Origin of the sequence: uncultured Ruminococcus sp. (assembly GCF_946415235.1) — a bacterium.
GTDB lineage: Bacteria > Bacillota > Clostridia > Oscillospirales > Ruminococcaceae > Ruminococcus.
Genome location: NZ_CAMKRR010000004.1, coordinates 72,859 through 95,671, shown reverse-complemented (window position 1 = coordinate 95,671; position 22,813 = coordinate 72,859). Strand labels below are relative to the sequence as shown.

At 47.3% G+C, this 22,813-nt stretch carries 19 protein-coding genes and 1 riboswitch; of the genes, 8 read left to right on the top strand and 11 right to left on the bottom strand.

Annotation, left to right across the window (positions count from 1 at the left end; all coding sequences use genetic code 11):
- Positions 1–16 precede the first annotated feature (16 nt).
- From rpmE to Q0R37_RS02235, 5 genes are all read right to left on the bottom strand, one after another.
- Positions 17–220: a 50S ribosomal protein L31 gene (gene rpmE, locus Q0R37_RS02255; RefSeq protein WP_019678077.1), complete on the bottom strand. Its 204-nt coding sequence runs from the start codon at positions 218–220 to the stop codon at positions 17–19.
- Positions 221–358: 138 nt separating this feature from the next.
- Positions 359–2,059 carry a DUF6311 domain-containing protein gene (locus Q0R37_RS02250; protein ID WP_294750633.1) on the bottom strand — a complete coding sequence of 567 codons (1,701 nt, stop codon included), beginning with the start codon at positions 2,057–2,059 and terminating at the stop codon, positions 359–361.
- A 104-nt stretch (positions 2,060–2,163) separates the two neighbouring features.
- Positions 2,164–3,879 carry a phospho-sugar mutase gene (locus tag Q0R37_RS02245; RefSeq protein ID WP_294750630.1) on the bottom strand — a complete coding sequence of 572 codons (1,716 nt, stop codon included), beginning with the start codon at positions 3,877–3,879 and terminating at the stop codon, positions 2,164–2,166.
- A 283-nt stretch (positions 3,880–4,162) separates the two neighbouring features.
- Entirely contained in the window at positions 4,163–5,245 is a 1,083-nt protein-coding gene (locus Q0R37_RS02240) for an ATP-dependent 6-phosphofructokinase (RefSeq protein WP_294750629.1), read from the bottom strand.
- 31 nt (positions 5,246–5,276) lie between these two features.
- Positions 5,277–7,559, bottom strand: coding sequence for an EAL domain-containing protein (locus tag Q0R37_RS02235; RefSeq protein WP_294750628.1), 2,283 nt, complete (start codon positions 7,557–7,559; stop codon positions 5,277–5,279).
- 246 nt (positions 7,560–7,805) lie between these two features.
- On the opposite strand from Q0R37_RS02235, the gene Q0R37_RS02230 reads away from it, so the two are divergent.
- The 4 genes from Q0R37_RS02230 to Q0R37_RS02215 all read left to right on the top strand — a co-directional run bounded on the left by Q0R37_RS02230 (position 7,806) and on the right by Q0R37_RS02215 (position 12,156).
- Positions 7,806–8,483 carry a response regulator transcription factor gene (locus Q0R37_RS02230; RefSeq protein WP_294750627.1) on the top strand — a complete coding sequence of 226 codons (678 nt, stop codon included), beginning with the start codon at positions 7,806–7,808 and terminating at the stop codon, positions 8,481–8,483.
- Positions 8,470–9,948 carry a HAMP domain-containing sensor histidine kinase gene (locus Q0R37_RS02225; RefSeq protein ID WP_294750625.1) on the top strand — a complete coding sequence of 493 codons (1,479 nt, stop codon included), beginning with the start codon at positions 8,470–8,472 and terminating at the stop codon, positions 9,946–9,948. The genes Q0R37_RS02230 and Q0R37_RS02225 overlap by 14 nt, the downstream gene beginning before the upstream one ends.
- A 428-nt stretch (positions 9,949–10,376) precedes the next feature.
- Positions 10,377–10,481, top strand: a riboswitch (SAM riboswitch).
- 63 nt (positions 10,482–10,544) lie between these two features.
- Positions 10,545–11,729, top strand: a complete 1,185-nt coding sequence (gene metK / locus Q0R37_RS02220) for a methionine adenosyltransferase (RefSeq protein ID WP_294750623.1) — start codon at positions 10,545–10,547, stop codon at positions 11,727–11,729.
- Positions 11,730–11,733: 4 nt separating this feature from the next.
- On the top strand, positions 11,734–12,156 hold the full coding sequence (locus Q0R37_RS02215) for a hypothetical protein (RefSeq protein ID WP_294750621.1): 423 nt from the start codon (positions 11,734–11,736) through the stop codon (positions 12,154–12,156).
- Positions 12,157–12,204: 48 nt separating this feature from the next.
- Here Q0R37_RS02215 and Q0R37_RS02210 read toward each other — a convergent pair whose 3' ends face one another.
- From Q0R37_RS02210 to Q0R37_RS02200, 3 genes are read right to left on the bottom strand one after another with little or no spacing between them, the layout of a single operon-like run.
- A complete protein-coding gene (locus Q0R37_RS02210; RefSeq protein ID WP_294750619.1) occupies positions 12,205–12,912 on the bottom strand; it encodes a JAB domain-containing protein in 708 nt (235 codons plus the stop codon).
- Positions 12,913–12,915: 3 nt separating this feature from the next.
- On the bottom strand, positions 12,916–13,599 hold the full coding sequence (locus tag Q0R37_RS02205) for a JAB domain-containing protein (protein WP_294750618.1): 684 nt from the start codon (positions 13,597–13,599) through the stop codon (positions 12,916–12,918).
- Positions 13,600–13,621: 22 nt separating this feature from the next.
- On the bottom strand, positions 13,622–13,849 hold the full coding sequence (locus Q0R37_RS02200; protein ID WP_294750616.1) for a helix-turn-helix transcriptional regulator: 228 nt from the start codon (positions 13,847–13,849) through the stop codon (positions 13,622–13,624).
- Positions 13,850–14,157: 308 nt separating this feature from the next.
- Between Q0R37_RS02200 and Q0R37_RS02195 the strand changes: the two genes are divergently transcribed.
- Positions 14,158–17,301, top strand: a complete 3,144-nt coding sequence (locus Q0R37_RS02195; RefSeq protein ID WP_294750614.1) for a GDSL-type esterase/lipase family protein — start codon at positions 14,158–14,160, stop codon at positions 17,299–17,301.
- 108 nt (positions 17,302–17,409) lie between these two features.
- On the opposite strand, the gene Q0R37_RS02190 is transcribed toward Q0R37_RS02195, so the two are convergent.
- From Q0R37_RS02190 to Q0R37_RS02180, 3 genes are all read right to left on the bottom strand, one after another.
- Positions 17,410–17,880 (bottom strand): peptidylprolyl isomerase, encoded by a 471-nt coding sequence (locus tag Q0R37_RS02190; protein ID WP_294750612.1) that lies wholly within the window; start codon positions 17,878–17,880, stop codon positions 17,410–17,412.
- A gap of 17 nt (positions 17,881–17,897) precedes the next feature.
- Positions 17,898–18,410 (bottom strand): hypothetical protein, encoded by a 513-nt coding sequence (locus tag Q0R37_RS02185; protein ID WP_294750610.1) that lies wholly within the window; start codon positions 18,408–18,410, stop codon positions 17,898–17,900.
- Between the two features lie 76 nt (positions 18,411–18,486).
- Positions 18,487–19,602, bottom strand: coding sequence for a hypothetical protein (locus Q0R37_RS02180; RefSeq protein ID WP_294750608.1), 1,116 nt, complete (start codon positions 19,600–19,602; stop codon positions 18,487–18,489).
- 134 nt (positions 19,603–19,736) lie between these two features.
- On the opposite strand from Q0R37_RS02180, the gene Q0R37_RS02175 reads away from it, so the two are divergent.
- The 3 genes from Q0R37_RS02175 (at position 19,737) to Q0R37_RS02165 (ending at position 22,447) form a co-directional block, all read left to right on the top strand.
- Entirely contained in the window at positions 19,737–20,429 is a 693-nt protein-coding gene (locus Q0R37_RS02175; RefSeq protein WP_294750606.1) for a carboxypeptidase regulatory-like domain-containing protein, read from the top strand.
- 3 nt (positions 20,430–20,432) lie between these two features.
- Complete coding sequence (locus Q0R37_RS02170; RefSeq protein WP_294750604.1) at positions 20,433–21,824, top strand: peptidoglycan-binding protein; 1,392 nt, start codon at positions 20,433–20,435, stop codon at positions 21,822–21,824.
- Positions 21,825–21,940: 116 nt separating this feature from the next.
- Positions 21,941–22,447 carry a peptidoglycan-binding protein gene (locus tag Q0R37_RS02165; protein ID WP_294750602.1) on the top strand — a complete coding sequence of 169 codons (507 nt, stop codon included), beginning with the start codon at positions 21,941–21,943 and terminating at the stop codon, positions 22,445–22,447.
- The last annotated feature ends 366 nt before the right edge of the window (positions 22,448–22,813 follow it).

Below are 22,813 nucleotides of genomic sequence, written 5' to 3'. Positions count from 1 at the left end.
TGACGGGGCTTGTGACTTACTTGTCCATATTGAAACGCTTCTTGAATCTGTCAACACGTCCGCCTGTATCAACAAGCTTCTGCTTACCAGTATAGAACGGATGGCACTTGGAGCAGATTTCAACCTTGATGTTTTCCTTTGTAGACATAGTCTCGATCACGTTACCGCAGTGGCAGGTAATTGTGGTCTTCTTGAACTCAGGATGGATTCCCTCTTTCACGATTGTCACCTCTTTCGATTTATTTTGCAAATCGAGCAGCCCATCAGTTCCTTTAGACAGTAGTGCCGAATATACATTACAGTAATTAATTTTATCACTTTATAACAGTTTTGTCAATAGCAAATACAAATATTATTTTTATTTAACTTTAGCGACAGTATAGCCGTCGATCTCATAGACCTTTGTATTTTCAGTTTCCTCAACAGCGTCCTCTTTGTCAAAGAATACGTAGAGGACATCTTTCCTTCCGTTTCCTGCCTTGAGCTGATCGTACTGCTCCTGTGCGTAGTCCCTGACAGAGGCAAGGTCCATACGTGCAAGGTAGAAGCTGCTCAGACCCATGTGCTTTTTAGCCGCCATCTGTGCAAAATCGAAATACATCTGCATATACAGACCGTAAGCGTCCTTCATTGGCAGAAAGATCACTTCTTTTGTATCCTTTGTAAGTTCCTCCCACTTCTCGTCTTTAAGAGCATATTCATAAGCAGGCTTATGGCCGTACTGGTTATGGAGCGACCTGCACCAGTCACGGATATCCAGCCCCTGAATGAGGAAGCACAGGGCAACTGCAATTACTGCGGTCTTTCTTGTGAGCTTTGAGACGAGTGCCATAGCTGATGTCATGACAAGGACGCCCGGGACCCATATGAAACGTCCCGAACAGCGGAATACACTGAAGCATCCTCTTACAAGACGGGGCATGGGTATCTCAAGGAGGACCCTTCCGTTTAGGGTTATCCTGTTGCTGACAGCCCAGCAGAAGCTTACTGCGAATACTACGGCAAATGCCCAGAACTCGACTTTGTACTTTTTAAGCAGTCCGCGGGCAGTCTTTATGAAGCTGCCGTCCTTTTTTTCGATAATACCGAGAAGGATGATAAATGCGATGATAACACATACTATCATGCCGAGACCGAGATATCCGAAGCCCTCACCCTGTCCGTCAAAGCTGTTGAGCGGGCGGAGAAACTTTGAAAGTCCGAAGCTGTTGAAGAATGTGTTGAGGTTTGAAGAGTATCCGCCGAAGCCGCCGTCGATATAGCCGCCGTTTCCGTAGAAGGCTCCTATAAAGAACAAGGTCAGCAGAGTCGAAGCGACAGAAGAACAGAATACGGCGACTGCCTTTTTGAAGTTCTTGTCCCTGTATACGACGAGTATCACGTATTCCATCATGACCATGAACACCATTGGAACGAAATAGGTATGTATGAGAACTGCGAGCATACAGTCAACGCTCCAGAGAATCATGGGCGTGAACTTGTGCTTGTACTCCTTTTTATGGTCGAGACAGAGTATCATTGCAATGATGAAAAGCCATATTGCGCCGAGAGAGTTGTGGTGGGCGATGCGGTGTATGGTCGGCGGAAAGGCTGAATAGAACAGCGATCCGATAGATGTGAATACAAGATCGGGTTTGATCCTGTAGAGCAGAGCGGCTCCGAAGCCTCCGTTGAGGGCGAAGCATATAACTGCCCACAGACCGATATACTGGAAGGTCTCGGGGAGAAGGGGGGAGAGTATCTTGAATATCAATCCGAAAAGAGGGATAGAATCCGAGTACATACATGAAACTGCGCCGTCGCAGGTAAGCCCTTCGGTGAGGCCGATGGGGAAGGTCCACGGGCTGTTCCTGAAGAATACCCAGCCGAGGTGATGCTGTGTGGCGTCACTGGTGTAGGCGAACAGCCAGTTTGTGTTGGAAGGGGATATCATGGAAGCGCCGAATATCACGATGAATGTTACAGCGCCGAGTATGGCTCCGATCAGAAATGCGGTCTTGCTGCCGTGATCCTTGAATATAAATTTTTTTTCAGTTGCTTTTGTTTTTGGGGTAGCCATTTTTTAGCTTGCACTCCTTGTCGATTTTTGTCATATGATCAGTGGAAAGGTCTGCCTTTATTCCACAAGGAAAGGGGGCGAACAGAAGTCCGCCCGCTGATTTTTTATTTCATGCTCTGAGTGAAGTCTGCGTATATCTTTTTCTCGATAGCCTCTGCTTCCCCGCGTGTGGGAGCCTTCGCGGTGAGATACGTCTTTATCTTAGGCTCTGTACCCGACGGACGAACTATAGCCTTGCAGTTGTTCTCCAGATAGAACGCCAGAACATTTGACTTGGGAAGTGTAAGCTCGCTTACCTTTCCTGTAGCGATGTCCTTTGAAGTGCTTGCCTTGTAGTCCTCGAAGCGCTCGACCTTGAGGCCGCCGATGACTGCGGGAGGATTTTTGCGGAGCTCAGCCATGATCTCTTCCATGTGCTTCATGCCGCTCTCACCGTCAAACTCGAAGCTGTAGAGTGTCTGAAGGAACATTCCGTACTTCTTGTACATATTTTCACGTGCCTGAATGAGAGATATGCCCTTTGTGCGGTAGTATGCAGCCATTTCGCAGATAAGCATGGAAGCGTCAACTGCGTCCTTGTCTCTTACATAGCCGCCCGAAAGATAGCCGTAGCTCTCCTCAAATCCGAATATATAGCGGTTTTCTTCACCTTTTGCTTCAAGGAAGCCTATCTGCTCGCCGATGAACTTGAAGCCTGTGAGAACGTCGATTATCTTGACGCCGTACTCCTTGCCGATGAGGTTTACGATGTCTGTGGTAACTATAGTCTTTACTGCTATAGGATCCTTTGGCATTGTGCCCTTTCTTATGCGCTGTTCGCAGATATATTCAAGAAGCATAGCTCCCACTTCGTTTCCCGAGAACAGAGCATAGCCGCCCTTTCCGTCGGGGACTGCTATACCCACACGGTCGCAGTCGGGGTCTGTAGCAAGGAGAAGATCGGGCTTTACCTTTTCACAGTAGCTGAGACCTACCTGTAAAGCCTCGCGTATCTCGGGGTTCGGATACGGGCAGGTAGTGAAGTTGCCGTCGGGCTCTTCCTGTTCCTTGACAACTGTAACGTCTGTAATACCGATACGCTTGAGTATCTCGCGTACAGGCTTGTTGCCTGTGCCGTTGAGCGGAGTGTAGACCACCTTGAGCCCGCTTGAAGCGCAGAGATCGGTGTTTATGCCCTCGGCAAGCACACGCTCATAGAAAGCTTCCTTTATATCGTCGCTGATGTAGGAGATAGTGCCCTTTTTCAGCTCCGCATCGAAGTCTGACTTCTTTACGTCTTTAAACATATCAAGTGAATTGATCTTTTCGAGTATTATCTCGGCTCCTCTTAGAGTGATCTGGCAGCCGTCCTCACCGTATACCTTATAGCCGTTGTACTTGGCAGGGTTATGGCTGGCAGTTACCATGATACCGCCCTGGCACTTAAGTGCTCTTACAGCCCATGAAAGGCAGGGAGTAGGCATAAGCTCCTTGTATATATGCACCTTTATGCCGTTTGCGGCAAGCACCTCGGCAGCAGCCTTTGAGAAAACATCGCTCTTTATACGGCTGTCGTAAGAGATAGCAACGCTGGGGTTTTTGTACTCCTGGTTGAGATAGTCTGCAAAGCCCTGTGTAGCACGTCTTACTGTGTAGATGTTCATGCGGTTGCTTCCTGCGCCTATGACTCCTCTGAGTCCGCCGGTACCGAATTCAAGATCGCGGTAAAATCTATCGCTTATCCCGTCTTTATCGTCCTTTATCCCCTCAAGTTCAGCTTTAAGATCGGGATCTTCCTTGGCGTTTTCACACCAAAGGCTGTAAAGTTCCATTTCTTTCATTTGTAATACCTCCTGAACATATATATAATTATTATATCACACTTAATAGGATTTGGGAATAGTTTTTTATAAAAAACAGGATATTTTAATGTTTTAACAATTGCTTGCAAGAGCGGATCGTCGGATTACAGGGACATATCCTTATCATATCAATTTATTATATATATATTAACTATTGTATATGATACGGGAAGCAATATGGCACGAGGCAGTTTGCTGCGGACTGTAAGTAAAAAGCCCGAAACAGCTTTTTCAGCTGTTTCGGGGCAATAATACTGCATTTTCAGTCTCCGAAGGAAACTCCGATATCGCGGGCAGCTATGACGAGATGATTCTCAACATCCACAAACTTTGTCTTGCCTGCAATATCCTCAAGCTTGTTGGAGGTTATCTTGTTGCCTATCTTTGCAACCGTTCTTCCGTAGCGCTCCTTTGCTATGAGGTAAGCCGCATGGACTCCGAACTGTGTGGAAAGTACGCGGTCATAAGCGCTCGGCGCACCGCCTCTGAGCATATGTCCAGGGACGCATACGCGGGCTTCAAGTCCCGTATTTGACTGTATCTGAGCTGCAATGCGGCTCGTGGCGGTAAGGATACCTGCTTCCGCACGCTTTTTTGCGCGTTCCTTTTTCTTCATCTGAGCTTCGTTGATGTCGTAAGCTCCCTCTGCAACAGCAACTATGGAAAAGGTCTTTCCGTTAGCGCTTCGTGCCATTACAGCGTCGCATATCTTGTCGATATCATAGGGTATCTCGGGGATTATAATAACATCGGCTCCGCCTGCGATGCCTGCGTTGAGTGTGAGCCAGCCTGCCTTGTTTCCCATTATCTCACAGAGAAGCACACGGGAATGGCTCGCAGCTGTTGTGTGGAGCCTGTCAAGCACGTCCGTTGCTATGTCAACTGCCGTATGGAAGCCGAAAGTAACGTCTGTGCCGTATATATCATTGTCAATGGTCTTAGGAAGTCCGATAATGTTGAGTCCCTCGTCTGCAAGGAGCTTAGAGGTCTTGTGGGTGCCGTTTCCGCCAAGGGTGAGGAGACAGTCCAGCTTCTGCTTCTTGTAGGTCTCCTTCATGTTCTTTACCTTGTCGATATTGTCCTCGCCGATGACCTGCATCATCTTGAAGGGCTGGCGCTTTGTGCCGAAAATAGTTCCGCCCTGAGTGAGTATGCCCGAAAATGAGGAGGGTGACATATCCTTGCACAGATTATTGATAAGTCCGTAATATCCGTTGGAAATGCCGACTATATCCACATTTTCCTCGCCGAAGCGCTCATAGCAGGCTTTTGCGACTCCTCTTATGGTCGCGTTGAGACCAGGACAGTCGCCGCCGCTCGTAAGGATACCTATTCTTCTTTTCATGATCTTGACCTCCCTGTGATAGAGTTATGTTTTATCGCTTCATATCGCGCTTTTCGTTCTGCTCGAAGAAATCGAGTATCTTCTCGGGTGGCATAGGCTGACCGTAGAGGTAGCCCTGACCGTAATCACATCCTGCCATGCGCAGTATGGATTCCTGAACATTGTTCTCGATACCCTCTGCAATAGTTTCTATCTTCTTTGATTTGGCGATGCGTATTACTGCCGAAACTATCTCGTAGGCGATATTGTCGTGCTCGATATCGGTTATGAAGGAGCGGTCCAGTTTAAGAAGTGTGATAGGAAGGACCTGCAGGTAGCTCAGTGACGAATAGCCCTTTCCAAAGTCGTCCATTGCAAGCTTTACACCGAGATCGCGTATCTTGTTCATCTGATCCACTGCGAAGTCGATATCGCTGAGGGCGAGGCTTTCGGTGAGCTCTACCTCGAGCCACTGGGGATCGAGAGCCGAACGCGCAAGAGCTTCAAATACCTTTTCTTTAAGGTCTGTCTGATAGAAATCCGAGGAGGCGAAGTTTATGGACATAACTATAGGCGAATAGCCCATTTTCTGCCACAGCTTGTTCTGACGGCAGCCCTCGTTGAGTACGAATTCGCTTATTCTGCCGATGAGGTGCGAGCTCTCGGCAATAGGCACGAATGAATCGGGAGTAATTACCGTTCCGTCGGGCTTTATCCAGCGGATAAGAGCTTCAACGCCCATGATCTTTCCTGATGAAAGGTCGATCTTCGGCTGATAGTAGAGCTGTAATTCGTTATTGTCTATAGCAAGTGCAAGAGCCTTTTCAAGCTCGGTGTTTCCTATGATGGAATCGTGCATACTCGGCTCATAGCCGCAAATGCTGCCCTGAATGCCTGCGTTGGATTTAAGTGCGAATTCGGCGTGCTCCATGACTTCAAGGAACGAACCGCCGTCCTCGGGCATTTTTGAGTAGCCTGCCGAGCAGGTAAGGCTTATTGAAGCAAAATCGTCAACGGCAAGCCTTGTGAAGTCCTCCTGTATAGCCTTTACTGTTCTTGTTGGCATTTCCTCGTCGCCGTAGTCTCTGAGGAGAAGTGCGAAGTTATCGCCGCTTATTCTTGCTGCGAGACCGCCGGGAGTTACATATTTATACAGGATATGGGCAAAGTTCTTGAGCACGAAGTTGCCGTTGGTATAGCCGCAGGTGTCGTTGATGATGTGGAAGCGGTCGATATCGAGGACTATTATCCAGAACGAATAGTCCAGTATCTTACATGAGTCGTATATTTCCTGACCTGTAACAACCAGCTTGTTGCGGTTTGCGATCTCCGTAACATCGTCCATGTAGGCGAGGCGCTCGATAAGGATGTCCTTTTCGTGCTTCTGGGTAACGTCGATAACGGCTCCGCCGAAGAGGGGAGCGGTATTTCCCGTACCTATTATGGACTTAAGGCGGAAGGAGTACCAGCGGTAAGAGCCGTCGGCGCTCTTGAGCCTCATTTCGAGATTTTTGGAGGCTGTTATGTCCTTGCTGCGGATAGCTCCGTCAAACTGGAGCCTGTCGTTGGGGTGGATTATGGAGCGCAGCTCGTTTACGTTTATCGAGCTGTTTTTAAGTCCCAGCATATGTGAAAGCTCGGGAGATGCACGGAAAACTCTTCTGTCGGTGCTCATTATAAGGCCTATCTCGGCAAGCTCCATTGAAGAGTGGAAGAAGTCGTTGGCATTTGCAAGGTTCAGCCTCATTTTCTTGAGCTCTGTGAGGTTGAAGCCTGTGCTGAGATAAACATCGCGTTTCTTGTATTTCTTTACCTTTGATGTGCTCCATGCTATGGAGATTAGAGAGCCGCTGGGATTGCGGAAAGTGGATTCGTAGGAGTTGCTTCCCACTATCCTTTCCAGTGCGGTTGAATCTGGGGTATTTATGCCGAAGGCAGCCCATACGCCTTCCTTTTTGTCCGAATAGTCGGCACTTATGCCGAGAAGCTCGCGGAGCTTCCTGTTTATATAAACGAAAGAGAAATCATCCGACCAGATTATCATTTCGGTGTTGAGGTTCTCTGTTATCTTTATTACATCGCTGACGTCCAGCGAGGTCTTTCTGTTTTTATAAATCCAGCCCGATATGGCAAGGATCAGAGTTGCACAGACCATTGTGCAAATATATATGATAAGAGTTGATTTGGCATACTCGGGGTTTAAAATGCAGTAGCCTATCACAAGTGCGCTTGCGACTACGATTATTACGGCTGCTGCAAGTGGGTTAAAGCTGCTTGATACTCTTTTTACTTTATTTTTCTTTCCGTTTTTGGTATTATCAGATCCGTTGTTCATCAGGCACTGCCTCCCTTCAAACATGATTACCCATATACATTATAGCAATAATGACCGAAAAAGTCAATTATAAATTTAACTCCTCTAACAAATTTGATAAAATTGACGGAAATTTACAAGAAAATTTCACGTAATATACACTTTTGTCAAATATAATGTTATAATATAAACGGAGAACAGCAGAAGCTGTGTATTTGTATGTTTTTGACATCGGATACTTAAAATACAACACTATGGAGGTAATATATGGCACATATTCTTGTTGTTGACGACGAAATGAATATCAGAAAGGTAGTGCGTGAATATGCCGAATTCGAGGGCTATGAGGTAACTGAAGCCGAAAACGGCATGGAAGCGGTGAACCTCTGCCACGATAACGATTACGACCTAATCATAATGGACGTAATGATGCCAAGACTCGACGGATATTCGGCCTGCAAGGAGATACATAAGACTAAGAATATCCCCGTCATCATGCTTTCTGCAAGGGGCGAGGAGTATGACAAGCTCTTCGGCTTTGAGATCGGCATCGACGATTACGTTGTAAAGCCCTTTTCACCAAAGGAGCTTATGGCAAGAGTCAAGGTCGTAATGAAAAGAAATACCCGTCAGGAAGAGACAGTCGCTCCCGACAAATTCGCATTTGAGGGCCTTGAAGTTGATATAGCGGGACGAGAGGTCTATGTCAACGGCGTAAAGGCTTCAATGACCCCAAAGGAGTACGATCTGCTGTTTTATCTCGTTAAAAACAAGAATATCGCTCTTTCAAGGGACAAGCTCCTTGAAGAAGTATGGGGCTACGACTTTTTCGGTGATGACAGAACGGTGGATACACATATTAAAATGCTGAGAAACAGTCTCGGAGAGTATCGAAAATTCATCGTTACGCTGAGAGGAATGGGATATAAATTTGAAGCCGATTAAACATTTCAGACATGCCAACAGCAAGATATCCCTTAAAGTCAAGATATGGCTGTACTTTATAATGTTTACTGTGGTGGTATTCGCCCTGCTGTGGATATTCCTTATATTCTTCCTCGAAAGATTTTATGAGGACATGAGAGTGCGTTCTGCCGCAAAAAGCATGATAGCTATAGCAGACGTATACAACGAGATCGACAGGTCTGAAAAATACAGCAACGCAATGGAAATAGTCCTTGATGACGAGCAGAGTAAAAAGCTTGCGGATATAGTGGAAGAGACGGCTGTGAAAGAGGATCTGTGCGTGCTTGTGGTTGACAAGTACAGCAGGGAAGTGGCAAAAAAACATATTTTTAATGACTGCCTTATCCATAATCCCAACGACAAAAGACGCATCCTTGCTGACAGTATAGACAGTGCGGAGGGCCATGTGATAAGCTACAGATTTCAGAATATACTGATCTACGGCTGTACACTGGGAGACGGAGCTTATCCCGACGGCTATCTGCTCATCAACCTCGGACTTGTTCCCGTGGGTGCGACGGTAGATGTCATAAAGCGTCAGCTCATGACGATAACAGTGATACTTATCGCTTTTGCTTTCATTATATCGCTTTACCTTTCAAACCGCATCTCTGCGCCTATCGACAGGATAACAAAGTCTGCCGAAAGACTTGCGAAGGGCGACTTTACGACGAAATTTGACGGACGAGGCTATCTCGAGGCGAAAAAGCTGGCGGACACGCTGACCTATGCGGAAAAAGAGCTTTCAAAGGTGGATATGATGCAGAGAGACCTCATAGCAAATGTTTCCCACGACCTGAGGACCCCGCTGACCATGCTGAAAGCCTATGCGGAAATGATACGCGATCTTTCGGGGGATAATCCCGTTAAGAGGAACGAGCATCTTGAAATAATCATCAGTGAGACCGATCGTCTTGCACTGCTCGTAAACGATATGCTCGACCTGTCCAAGCTTGAGAGCGGAAGGCAGAAGCTTACTCCGTCCGAATTCGGCATACGCGGCAAGCTGAGCGAGATAATCGAACGCTTCAAGGGACTTTCCGAGAAGAACGGCTATACCATACATTTTACTCCCGACGAGGAGAGGACAGTATACTGCGATACCGTCAAGATAGAACAGGTAATATACAACCTTATCAATAACGCAATAAACTACACAGGTGACGATAAGCAGGTATTCGTGCGTCAGATCAATACAGACGACGGAGTTCTTGTGGAAGTCGAGGATACGGGCGACGGTATTGACAAGGATAAGATAAAGCTTATCTTTGACAAGTATTACCGCTCGGAAAATCACAAGCGCGAGGTAGTAGGTACAGGTCTCGGCCTTTCCATCGTAAAGGCTGTGCTCAAACTGCATAACTACGACTACGGAGTAAGGAGCACTATCGGCAAGGGCTCTACCTTCTGGTTCAAGATCAGTGATGTGAAAAAGCAGCAATAATTCGGCGTTCCTGTGAACCTGAAATAGGGTACTGTAAAGTCGGAAAATGTAAATAACTGGCGTTAATCCGATTACAAAAAAATACTACAAGTTTAAAACCGGTGGATTATAATAATATCACTTGTAAAATATAGACAATCGGACTTCGAATATGTTGAATATTTTCTCTACTGCTCGTTCGGCTTTTTCACACAAAATACATAAATGTGTGATATAATATAAATGCTGAGGGAGAATATCCCGAGGCTGATTTTCATGGTAGTTTAATGTTTACCCCAACATTAAATTATTAAATCCCCAATAATCCCTATATCATGGCAGATGAGCTTCCTGAAAAGGAGGCTCATTTGTTTTGTGTCAAAAAAAGTGTTGCATATGGGAAATATACTATTGACAAATTTCCGACAATGGTGTATAATACACACATAACCTTATCAAGAGCGGCGGAGGTAACAGGACCGATGAAGCCGCAGCAACCCGACCGAAATGCGTCGAAGGTGCTAATTCCTGCGGTTTTATCCGAAAGATGAGGGCGTTGTGTAACCATGACCTCTCAGTTTGAGAGGTTTTTTTATTTATCAGGAGGTCATATTAAAATGAGTAAATGCTTTTTTACATCCGAATCGGTTACTGAGGGACATCCCGACAAGATCTGCGATCAGATCTCTGACGCTGTTCTTGACGCTATCCTTGAGCAGGACAAGCTCGGAAGAGTTGCCTGCGAGACCTGTGTTACCACGGGCATGGTGCTCTGTATGGGCGAGATAACCACCTCAGCTGAAATAGACATACCGAAGATAGCCCGTCAGGTAGTTATTGATATCGGCTACGACAGAGCCAAGTACGGCTTTGACGGTCATACCTGTGCAGTGCTCACATCTATCGACGAGCAGTCGCCCGATATCGCTATGGGTGTTAACGAGGCTTTTGAATACAGAGAAGAAAACAGCGAGTCAGACGGACTTTCAAACGGTGCGGGAGATCAGGGAATAATGTTCGGTTTTGCCTGCAATGAGACTCCCGAGCTCATGCCCCTTCCGATCTCGCTTGCTCACAAGCTTTCCATGAAGCTCACAGAGGTACGCAAGGACGGTACTCTCCGTTACCTCCGTCCCGACGGAAAGTCTCAGGTCACTGTTGAGTACGACAACGGCAAGCCCGTAAGAGTTGACGCTGTCGTTGTTTCTTCACAGCATTCTGCTGATGTTTCGCTGGATCAGGTACGCAAGGATATCGAGGAGTTCGTTATCAAGGCTGTTATACCGAAGGAGCTCATGGACAGCAATACAAAGCTCTTCATCAACCCGACAGGACGTTTCGTTGTTGGCGGCCCTCAGGGTGACAGTGGTCTTACGGGACGTAAGATAATCGTTGATACCTACGGCGGATATTCACGCCACGGCGGCGGAGCATTCAGCGGCAAGGACCCGACAAAGGTCGACAGAAGCGCTGCTTATGCCGCACGTTATATCGCAAAGAACGTTGTTGCGGCCGGTCTTGCGGACAAGTGCGAGGTGCAGCTCTCATACGCTATCGGCGTAGCAAAGCCTATTTCCATACTTGTTGATACCTTCGGCACAGGCAAGGTAGACGAGGAGAAGCTCTCAGAGGCTGTTGCAAAGGTGTTTGACCTTCGCCCGACGGCCATCATCGAAATGCTCGACCTCAGAAAGCCGCAATACAGACAGCTTGCTGCTTACGGTCATATGGGACGTGAGGATCTGGGCGTCGCATGGGAAAAGACCGACAGAGCAGACGCTCTCAGAGCAGCTCTTTCATAAAAGTATGGAAGAATTCAGGAATTATCTCGTTTTTAAGTTCACAAATGCTGTATTTATCGAGATATTCGGCAGATATGCGTCAAATTCGGAAATGGCTGAGTTCATTGCCGAGGACGGTTCGGTGACTATGAAGTTCAAAATGATAAACGGTGTCCTTGATGCGCCGAAAACCACCGAGCAGTTTATAAGTCTGATGTATATCATGTTCGAGACGAACCCTCATTCTCCCGCAGGACGCATATTTGTGTCAAATAAGCTGGAGATACTGCGTGAAACGGTTTTCAGGCTCCAGCAGGTGATCGACGGCTTCAGTGATATACATATGACGATACATTCCGAGCTGCCCGATAAGGACGAGCCCGAAAAGTCAAATGTCACACATACCGAGTACAGCCTTACAAGAACGAAAAGCGTGGAAAAAGAATAATAACAAAAAGCCATAAGGAGCATCCTTATGGCTTTTGTGCTTTTATGGCTATACGTGATAGCCTTCTGCGTTTTTATCAGACATTTCGCGGAGTATCCCGAGCTCACGGAAGGAGGTCGTGTCGGAAGCTCCGACGATGATATGGTCTGCAAGGACTGCTCCGAGCATGGTCATGGACGCGATAACGTTTTTTGTAAAGAGTATATCGCTGTCAGAGGGCATGGAAGAACCGTTTGGATGATTATGAGCCGTGAAAAATATCGTGCAGTCCGTTTTTACTACAAAATCAGCTATATCCTTGTATGAAGCTGCGGCTTTTGTGTTTGTTCCGTAGGCGAGCACCTTTGAGCTGATGACCCGCATTTTCCTGCTTACAGCTGTTATTATGAGCTTTTCGCCCACAGCTCCGATAAAATGACTGGAAAAGTACTTTTTTGCGGACTCTGCGTCCTTTATGGTCTTTACCGCAAAGCGCTCCATGTACAGCGAGCGGCTGACGCAGGGGATAAGTCTCAGCAGAACTGCCGTACTCTCGTTTATCCTTCCGTCCTTCATAAGCAGCGCGGGATCGGCATTTGCAAGGGCGTTGATGCTGCCGTATTCGCCGAGAAGCTCCGCAGCCAGCGCCGCAGGTCCAGTGCAGCGGCTGTATGTAAAAAGCAGTTCGAGCCGCTCATGCTCTGTAAGTCCGTCAAAGCCCTTTTCCTCATATTTTTTCAGCAGCTGTTCGCGGCGGAGTTTCGTATCTTCTGCCATGGCTCAGAACGCAAACGTGCCCTTTGCACGCATGGAAAAGCTGGTGCCGCTGCCGAAGATGATACAGTCCCTGAAGGAAACTCCGACAGCGGATAGTATCTCTCCGAAGCTGTGAGTTACGGCGTAGTCGCTGTTATCGGGGATAGGTAATCCGTCGCCGTGATTTATGCCGATACATACCGCGGCTGAATTGCTCCTCAGTATCAGTGCGGCTGTCTCCTTTGGCGAGATGCTGCGGTTTATAAGGTCGGACATAGGGATATTGACAGTTCTGAGCAGCTCGCCCTGAGAACTCAGACAGAGTATCGAACAGACCTTTGCAGCTGTATCGCGGAACTGCTCTTCAAAGCAGGCGCAGAGCTGTTCACGGGTGGTAAGAGTTTCGGTGTTGTGGGAGCTCCTGAGATAGTTCGTGCCGAGATCGTACATGAGCTTAAGAAAAGTTGCTCCGCCTGCGCCTACGCCTTTTACGGCAGTAAGAGCCTCCTTGTCCGCGGCCATGACCCTGCCGAGACTTCCGAATTCATCTGTCAGTGCATGGGCTATGCCGTTGGTATTTACAACGGGACGAGCGTAGAACAGCAGCAGTTCAAGCAGCTCGTGTTCGAAAAGTCCGTCCTGCCCCGAATCGAGAAAACGCTTCCTTATGCGTTCTCTGTGGCCTGCGTGAGTATTCTTGCCGTTCATATTATCCCCCCATTATAAAATGTTATTTCTTTATATTCCTGCTGACTTCCTTTACATTAGTCCTGCCGAGGATATAATCAACGGAAACTCCGTAAAAATCGGCAAGTATCAGGAGATGTTCAACGGGAATGGTTTGAAATCCGCGTTCGTAGCGCGAATATACCGTCTGACTTGTATGCAGGAGCTCGGCGATTTTTGCCTGAGTCAAGTCCATATCTTCACGGAGATCTTTAAGTCTTTGAAAATGCATAATACTGTCTCCTATTAATGGTAAGCTTTTTAGAACCTATTGGTACTAATGACTTTACCACATTTATAGGAGAGAATGTTTGAATGAGTACTTATTGGTACTAAACTTTTTCACTGTTCTGTTATGCACTATAAAAAACTGTCACCTGACAGGCGGTCAATTTTTAAGTAATCTTCTTGTTAAAATGATACAAAAATACGTAAAAATAATTCAAAAGTGCATACGCTAAATATTGACTTGACTTATTAACAATGCTATAATTATTGTAGATAATTATGCGTACTTTGTACGGAATTGGAGGAGTTTACATGAAATTCAGAAAAATGCTGAGCGGTCTTACGTCGCTGGCGCTTTCTCTCTCCGCCTTTGCGGGACTTGGCGCTGCCGACCTCACAAGACCAGCAAGTGCTAAGGCGGCTTCGGCTGACTGGAAGTTCGATTTCGGCGGAAGCGGCGCGGCAAACGGCTTCACGGGAGTATCGGCTTCGGACGGCTATGACCGCGGAAGAGGCTATGGCTTCGCACAGACATGGAATGTTGCAAATGTTTCCGCAGGAGGCAGCGGAGCAGTTGCGGACGCTGTGCAGTTCAAGGATTACGGTTCGGGAAATACATTCAATGTTGACCTGCCGAAGGGACTTTACGAGGTAAAGGTCACTATCGGAAATGCTCCACGTACTACCATAAAGCTGGAGGGCATGGTCCAGATGATGAACCTCACAGGCAGAGGCGCAGTCGAGACCGTGAAGATACCCGTTACCGACGGACAGCTCAATTTACAGGCTGTTGAGGGTATGAGCAACCGTGAACAGTCTATTGCGGCTGTGGAGATAACTCAGCTCAACGACTCGGGAGCTATGCCGCCTACGGTATGGATATGCGGCGATTCGACAGTTGCGAATTATTATAACTGTGCAGATACCTCGCAGCATGGCTGGGGACAGTTTTTCAGCGGAAAGCTTCCAAACGGCAATTATGATGTCCGCAATATGGCTACGAGCGGACAGTACGCCAAGGGCTTCGTGGACGCGGGACAGTTCGCTCCCATTGAGACCTACGGCAAATCGGGAGATTACTACATAATCTCCATTGGCATCAATGATTCAAATTACTCCAACGAAACGGAGTATTACAATACAGTTACCGATATGGTAAAGAAGGCAAAGGCCAAGGGCATGACGGTAGTTCTCGTCAAGCAGCAGGGCAGACGCGGTGACTTGCAGCGCAATCCAAAGCTGTCGGGACGCTGGTACGGCGGCTCTCTTGACAAGATAGGCAGCGAGCAGGGCGTACAGGTTGTAGACCTTTTCAACAGGTGGCAGAATTTCGGTCTTTCTGTCGGCTATGACGGAATGGCTTCCTATTATGCCATAAAGAACGACGGTACTGCCGATGACCTGCACCAGAGCAAAATGGGCGCTCAGAAGATAGCGGAGATAATGCTTGAGGAGATATCCTCGGGCGCAAAGGAGCCCTTCCATCCAAAGGAAGATGTCTGCTATATGTTCAGGAACGTCAACAGCGGTTTGTATATGACGTACACTCTTGGAGACACCATGAATGTTGAACAGATTAACAAGGGTGAAGGCTTTCCGGACAATATCACATGGAAGTGCGTACAGGCAACAGGTGACTATTACTACATCAGGCCTGCGGGTTCGGAGCTTTGCCTCTATGTTGACAACGGAAGCCGCGATAACGGTGCGAATATCGTAGTTGCGGAAAAGAACGGCTACAGCGATCAGTTCTTCAAATTCATGGACAACGGCGACGGCACTGTTACCATACTCACAAGAGCTTCAAGAGATGCCTCTGCGGTAGAGGTCGGAAGCGCAGCTGAATACATCGGAGCCAATGTACAGCAGTGGGAAGTAAACGGTCACGCCTGCCAGAAGTGGGAAATGATCGAGGCCGATGATGCAGTTATAACAGTTTCGGCGACTACCACCACAACAACGACAACCACTACAACCGTTACAACGACTTCAACAACAACTCTTCCCTTTGATATTACCTTTGTTCCCGGTGACTCGAACTGCGACGGCGGAGTTGACCTTTCGGACTCTGTTCTTATCATGCAGGCTCTGGCAAACCCGAACAAATACGGCATAAACGGCTCTGACAGCCGCGCTATAACATCTGTGGGCATCGGCAATGCCGACGTTACGGGTGACGGCGATGGTATGACAGTAAAGGACGCTCAGTTCATACAGACCTATCTCCTTGGACTTAACGAGCTTCCGAGCCCGATAACGGTAGTTCCTGCAACTTCCGAAACAACTCAGCCGACCACCACAACAACAACTTCTACGGCTCCTGTTCCCGTGAAGTATTACGCGGCAGACCAGACATGGAACGACGGTATTATTGAGACTACAAATTCAGGATATACCTGCGACAGGGGCTATGTGAACCTCGGCAACAACACTGACAGCAATATCACATTCAGCGTAAATGTTCCATCTGACGGAAATTACATGACGCATATCCGCTTCGCAAACGGTTCAACAAGCGACCGAAAGATGAAGCTTTTCGTGAACAACAACTTCGATCTCTGCTGGATGCAGTCCTTCCCGGGTACGGGTTCGTGGACGGACTGGAATGAGTTCGGCATAGTTCTTCCGCTCAAGGCAGGAAGCAATACAATAGTCATGCAGTCTGCAATGTCCGAGGGAGCTCCGAACCTTGACTATATAGAGCTTATCCTGACGGACGAGCCATATGCGGAGATATATGATCCCTCGCAGGAGCAGCAGAATACAGGCAGCGGTCAGCATACACTCTATATCGCAGGAGATTCAACGGTACAGAGCTACCGTGCTTCATATGCTCCTCAGCAGGGCTGGGGCTACTATATGCAGGATTACTTCAACAGTGATATCACTGTTGCAAATCACTCCATAGCAGGAAGAAGCTCCAAGAAATTCTACGACGAGGGCAGATGGCAGACCATTGCTGACAGCCTTAAAGAGGGCGACTTCGTAATGATACAGTTCGCTATCAACGACGCAGGAGCTTCAAACGCTGACAGATATGCACCGACCTGCGGAAATGCAGATAATCCTTCATCGGGTTCCTATGAATGGTATATGACGCAGTTCATAAAGTCTGCAAAGGACAAGGGGGCGACTCCCATACTTGTAACAACGACAATAGGCATGAAGGCTTACTCAAACGGCAGATTTGTGAACAGCTATACCAATTACAACGAGGCTTGCTACAATCTTGCAAGAAAGTATAGCATACCTTGTATAGACCTTAATACTCTTATGGTGAACCACTACAATTCCGTAGGCTATGACACCGCAAAGAGCTATCATCTTATGGGAGCTGTTGCTGATTCTACCGACGGAACTCACTTCTGCGAGAAGGGCGCAAATATCGTTGCGGGACTTGTTGCCGGAGAGATCAGAAAGCAGAATATAAGCGGACTTGCTTCATATCTTAAGTAAGCATCAATGTGCAGGGGGCGGATTATATCCGCCCCTTTTGCTGTAATATTCAAAAATGCGGGCTGCCTATGGCAGCCCGCAAACTAATTGCTGTGTACTGATGACCTATCACTCAATGGTGACTTTCTTCATTATCTGCGGAGTTGTGGGCTTGTCCTGATAGTCTGTAGCGCACTCTGCTATCTCGTCAACAACTTCCATACCCTCGACTACTTTGCCGAATGCGGCATAGTTGCCGTCAAGGTGAGGAGCGTCCTCATGCATGATGAAGAACTGAGAGCCTGCGGAATCAGGCATCATCGAACGAGCCATCGAGAGAACTCCTCTTGTGTGCTTGAGGTCGTTCTTTACGCCGTTTGCAGCAAATTCGCCCTTGATATGCCAGCCGGGACCGCCTGTGCCCGTACCGTTGGGGCAGCCGCCCTGTATCATAAATCCCGGTATAACTCTGTGGAATGTGAGACCGTCGTAAAAGCCCTGTTTTACAAGCTTTTCAAAGTTCTCGCATGAGATAGGAGCGATATCTGGATAAAGCTCTATCTTGATCTTCTTTCCGTTTTCCATTTCGATAATAACCATGATGATTTCTCCTTATATTAATATTCTATAAATGGTATCTCGATCTTCTGATTCGGATCGTATGTTGTTGTTTCAGCTTCACGCCTTGCCTGTTCGGCAGCCTCCCTTGAAGCCTGTTCGGCTTCGTACTCGTCAAGGAAATCAAGAGTTGTAGCGGGGGCATCTTCTTCCTCCGAGGTGGTGACGGGTATCATTTCAACGATCTGTCCGTCTGCGTTTGTCACTATCATATACATCTGACCTGCTTCGGTAGGTGCGGTAGTCTCGATGAACATTCCGTACTCATCGGTAGGTATCGTTGAGAAAAAGTCTGTAGTTTCCTCCGCTTCGGTCGTTTCGCCCTCTTTTGTAGGCTTATAGTTGGGAGGAGTAAGGTCCGCGGTATTGAATGGCAAGGTCGGATCGGTTATAAGATGCGGTGTTTTTCTATTGCTTTTCGCAATGTCCTCAGCGCAGGATTTCCCCGCAAAGATTATGAGCACTGCGGCTATTATGGCAATACAAAGCGCTATTAAAGGTCTTAACTGCATATTGAAATCTCCTTTAAAAAAGTTGATATATTATAATTATAAACCAATAATGGTATATTGTCAAGTGCAATAGTGCTTACGAAATGGGAGTGCCTTGAGCTGCCATAAAGGTGATGATGCCGACCATGGCGCAGAATAGTAATATAAGCGCACCGCCGCCGGGAAAGAGCACTTTGTGGATATCGTGAGGATCCTTTGGATTTACCCGCAGTTCGGTGTGCTCGTGGATCGGCTTCTGACTATGTGAAATAAGATCCCTGTGCAGATAGGCTCTGCTGTTGACAGTGTATGCCCAGTAAGCGCGGTAGGATGTCAAATGAGAATAGTGGCGTCTCTTGTAAACCTCAACATCTATACATTCCGCAATGACTTTTTTCCTGCATCTTATGAGTTTGATAATGTTGAATATCAAAGGGGACAGAGCAAGGAGACAGAAGTATGCAAAAAAGCATTTTGTTACAAGCTCGGGCACAGCCTCGGGAGATACGGCTGCTGCTGCTCTTATAAACAGCAGCATAAGTCCGAGCAGGGCAGGAAAATACATGATCATATCATAGTCCCGCTGTTTGTTAAGTCTGAGGCTTACGGACAGCAGGACCGAGCCTGCGAAGAACAGTGCTCCGAACGCCGTGCTCAGCTTATCTCCGCGGAATATGCTCAGGGATACCAGTGAAGCCGCCACAAGAGCAGTACCGATGCCGCCTGTCCATAATACTTTTTTGGGCGGAGTTCCGTCGGAATAGTTGGAATCTGCGTCATATTCCGAAAAAGATATGCTGCTTCCCGTGTGCTTCTGTGCAAGTTCGGTGCGTATTTTATCGACGGCATAGCATACGGCAGGTACTCCTGCGGCGAGGATAAGACCTATGGCAATTATTAGTCCGCCGAGTTCGGAGTCGGACTGATTTTTGAAAAGACCAAAGATAAACATGGCAAAGCCGATCATCATTGACACGGCTGTTATTATCATGATATTCTTTGAAGAATTTGTATTTTCTGCGTTCGGCGGCGGTGTTGAATAAGCCATGTGTATCAGTGAACGGTCGATGTGGGCTGCGTTGACAGCTCGGTTTATCTCATCGGCTTGTTCTTCTTCCGTGAGCATGGAAAATTCTGCATCGGTCATAAGACTTTTTCTTGCGTTTTCGCTGCTGAGTTCTCTTATCAGCATATATATAGCTTTGTGATTCATGTTTTTCCTTTCATGAAAAAATAATTTGTTTTCACTTTCAAAAACAAATTATACTATAAAAACAACCGAAAGTCAAATATAAAGGTGTAATATTCGGCATATATCGGGAATATGATGTACAGGGAGGAGATAGTATGAAAAACGGTAATTTTGATGCTGAAAAATATAAGCAGGAGCTCATGAAGCTCTACAGCAGAAGCTCTTCACATGACGAGGAGCTCCCAAAGGTGCAAGATGAAAATACAGAGGAGCTTCCTGATGATACTGCCTATGCCGAGTTTGCGGAGAAAGACGGAAACGGCGATGATGAGGACTACAACAGCCGCTATCCCGAGCCCGATCTTTCGGAGCTGGATACTGATCTTGGCAAGGATAGCAATAAGGATGACGAGCCCCCCGAGTACAGCTCGGAGGAGCTCCTCGGGAATGAAATGGGATATATACTTGTAAATGTTAGGACGGGAGACGACTCCTCCGCAGTGGAGGGCGCTTTTGTAAAGGTAACGGCTGTAGTTGACGGGAAGAGACTTGTGCTTGCTTCGGGAGCTACCGATGAAAGCGGCGTATCGCCGAAGTTTTCGCTGCCTGTACCCGATCTTGAGCATTCGCAGGCTCCCGATCCCGAGGAGAGGCCGTACAATCTCTTCGACGTGAGCGTTTACGCGGAGGGATTCTTCCGCGCGAGGAGCGTTGATGTGCCTGTATTTTCGGGGATAACCTCGGTTCAGAACTTCAACCTCATACCTGTTCCGCTTATGATGAGCAGCGATGATGAAACTGTGACCTACTATAATACAGAGCCTGGCTTCGGCGGCGGAAAGGAGTGAGCCATGCTTACAGGTACGCCTTTTATTCCCGAGACTATTACGGTACATCTTGGCTTTCCTGATTCAAATGCTCCGAATGTTGAAGTGGATTTTGCTTCTTATGTCAAGAATGTGGCTTCCAGCGAGATATATCCCACATGGAACGTGAGCGCTCTGCGTGCAAATATCTATGCCATAGTTTCATTTGCGCTGAACAGGATATATACGGAATGGTACCGTTCACGGGGGTACGACTTTGATATCACTGCAACGACACAGTTTGACCAGAAATTCATTAACGGCCGTGAGTATTTCGAGAACATAAGCTATCTCGTTGATGAGCTTTTCAACGATTACGTAAGGCGGAAGGGAAGTGTTGAGCCGCTTTTCACCGCCTTCTGCAACGGTACGACTTCCACCTGTAACGGCCTTTCACAGTGGGGCACGCAGGCTCTTGCGGAGAGAGGCTACAATTCGCTGGAGATACTGAAATATTACTACGGGGATGATATAGAGATAGTGCAGGATGCTCCCGTGCGGACAGCCATGCCTTCATATCCCGGTGCGGAGCTCAGGAACGGTTCCTTCGGCAACGATGTTAAGTTCATACAGGTATGGCTGAACCGCATATCGGGTAATTTCCCCGCAATACCAAAAATACCCGCCGCAGACGGCATATTCGATACTCCTACGGAGAACGCAGTAAGGAAGTTCCAGCAGGTTTTCGGACTTGAACAGACGGGAGCTGTGGACGCGGCTACATGGTACAGGATAAGCTACATCTACACAAGCGTAAAGCATCTTGCGGAGCTTGATTCCGAGGGAGTCCGCTTTGAGGATATAGCGCCGAGGTTCACAGAGGATCTCAGTATCGGTATGCAGTCAATAGAGGTAAGTATGCTGCAATACTATCTTGCGGTCATAGGTGCTTACTACGAAGCGGTCATACCCGTTGAGATAACGGGATATTTCGGAGAACAGACCGAGCGCTCGCTGAAATCTTTTCAGCGCGTATTCGGACTTCCTCAGACGGGAGTTGCCGACAGAGCCACAAGAAATGACCTTTACCGTGCCTATCAGGGCATAGTGGATAGCGTTCCGCCGCAGTATACCTACGTTGCTCTCTATCCCGGCACAGTCCTCAGGGAGGGGGCGAACGGGGAGTGTGTGAAGATAATCCAGCAGTATCTTACCTATATCAACAGAAGCTATCCAGATATCCCTGTGGTAAGCGATACAGGCTATTTCGGGCCTCTTACGAAGCAGTCCGTTACGGCATTCCAGCGGCAGTTCGGCATTGACCCTACGGGTATCGTGGGAGCTGTAACATGGGACAGGATAGCGGGTGTATACTCCGACCTGCGCTACGGCTTCGATAAGCGTCCATATCAGAACCCCGGCTATACCATTAAGTAAGGAACGCCGTCTATTGGAAATAAAATTTCATGTTTCCGTAATTCTTAATTGACAAAATTACGCATTACGAATTACGCATTACGAATTACGCATTAAACAGAATGGAGTTGTTTTTTGTGCCATATACAGATCAGCAGAAAAAAGAACATATCAGGGAGCTTCAGACCTATCTTTACGGTATATCCCTTTTTGACAGGCGGATACCGCAGGTGCTTCCCGACGGAGTGTATGACAGTTCCACGGTACAGGCGGTGAAAGCCTTTCAACGCGCATACGGGCTTCCCGACACAGGCGAGACCGATACCGCTACATGGGACAGGATAGCTGCCATATACCGTGATTATCTTGACGGAGCTCCTGCGGCTTATCATGTTTTCCCCTCAAGGAGCTTCAGGGTGTGTCAGGGCGACAGCGGAGAGCTGGTATATATATTGCAGGCTATGCTTATGAAAGCTGCGGCGTGGTACGATAATATGCCGAAGGTAGCTGTCAGCGGCGAGTTTGATGAAGCCTCGGTAAGAGCTGTGAGAGCCTTTCAGAGCTGCTGCGGGATAGATGACAGCGGTACAGTGGACTGCACCACATGGAATATGCTTGTGCGTTTCCTTGAGGATAAAGCGTGAATTTGGGCGTGAAGCTCACAGTCAAAAATGATGTAATTAAATTGTATTTGTAAGATAGTAAAAGAAATCAAACACAAAATGAAAAATATTATACATAAATGGTCAAAAAATCCACTTATGGGTAAAAGTTTGTTGAATTTACATTTATTGTGTTGACAATATGCATATTTAGTTATATAATAAACACATAAAGACGGCCGACTTTAAATATTTAATAAAGGATATGAAACAAATGAAAAACGTAATCAAAAAGATTTCAGCAGTCGCAATGGCTTTCACTCTTCTCGGTGCCGGTACAGCTATTACCAAGACAGACAATTCACTTAAAGCAGATGCAGGTGTGCCTCCTCAGTATTGCAGTCACAA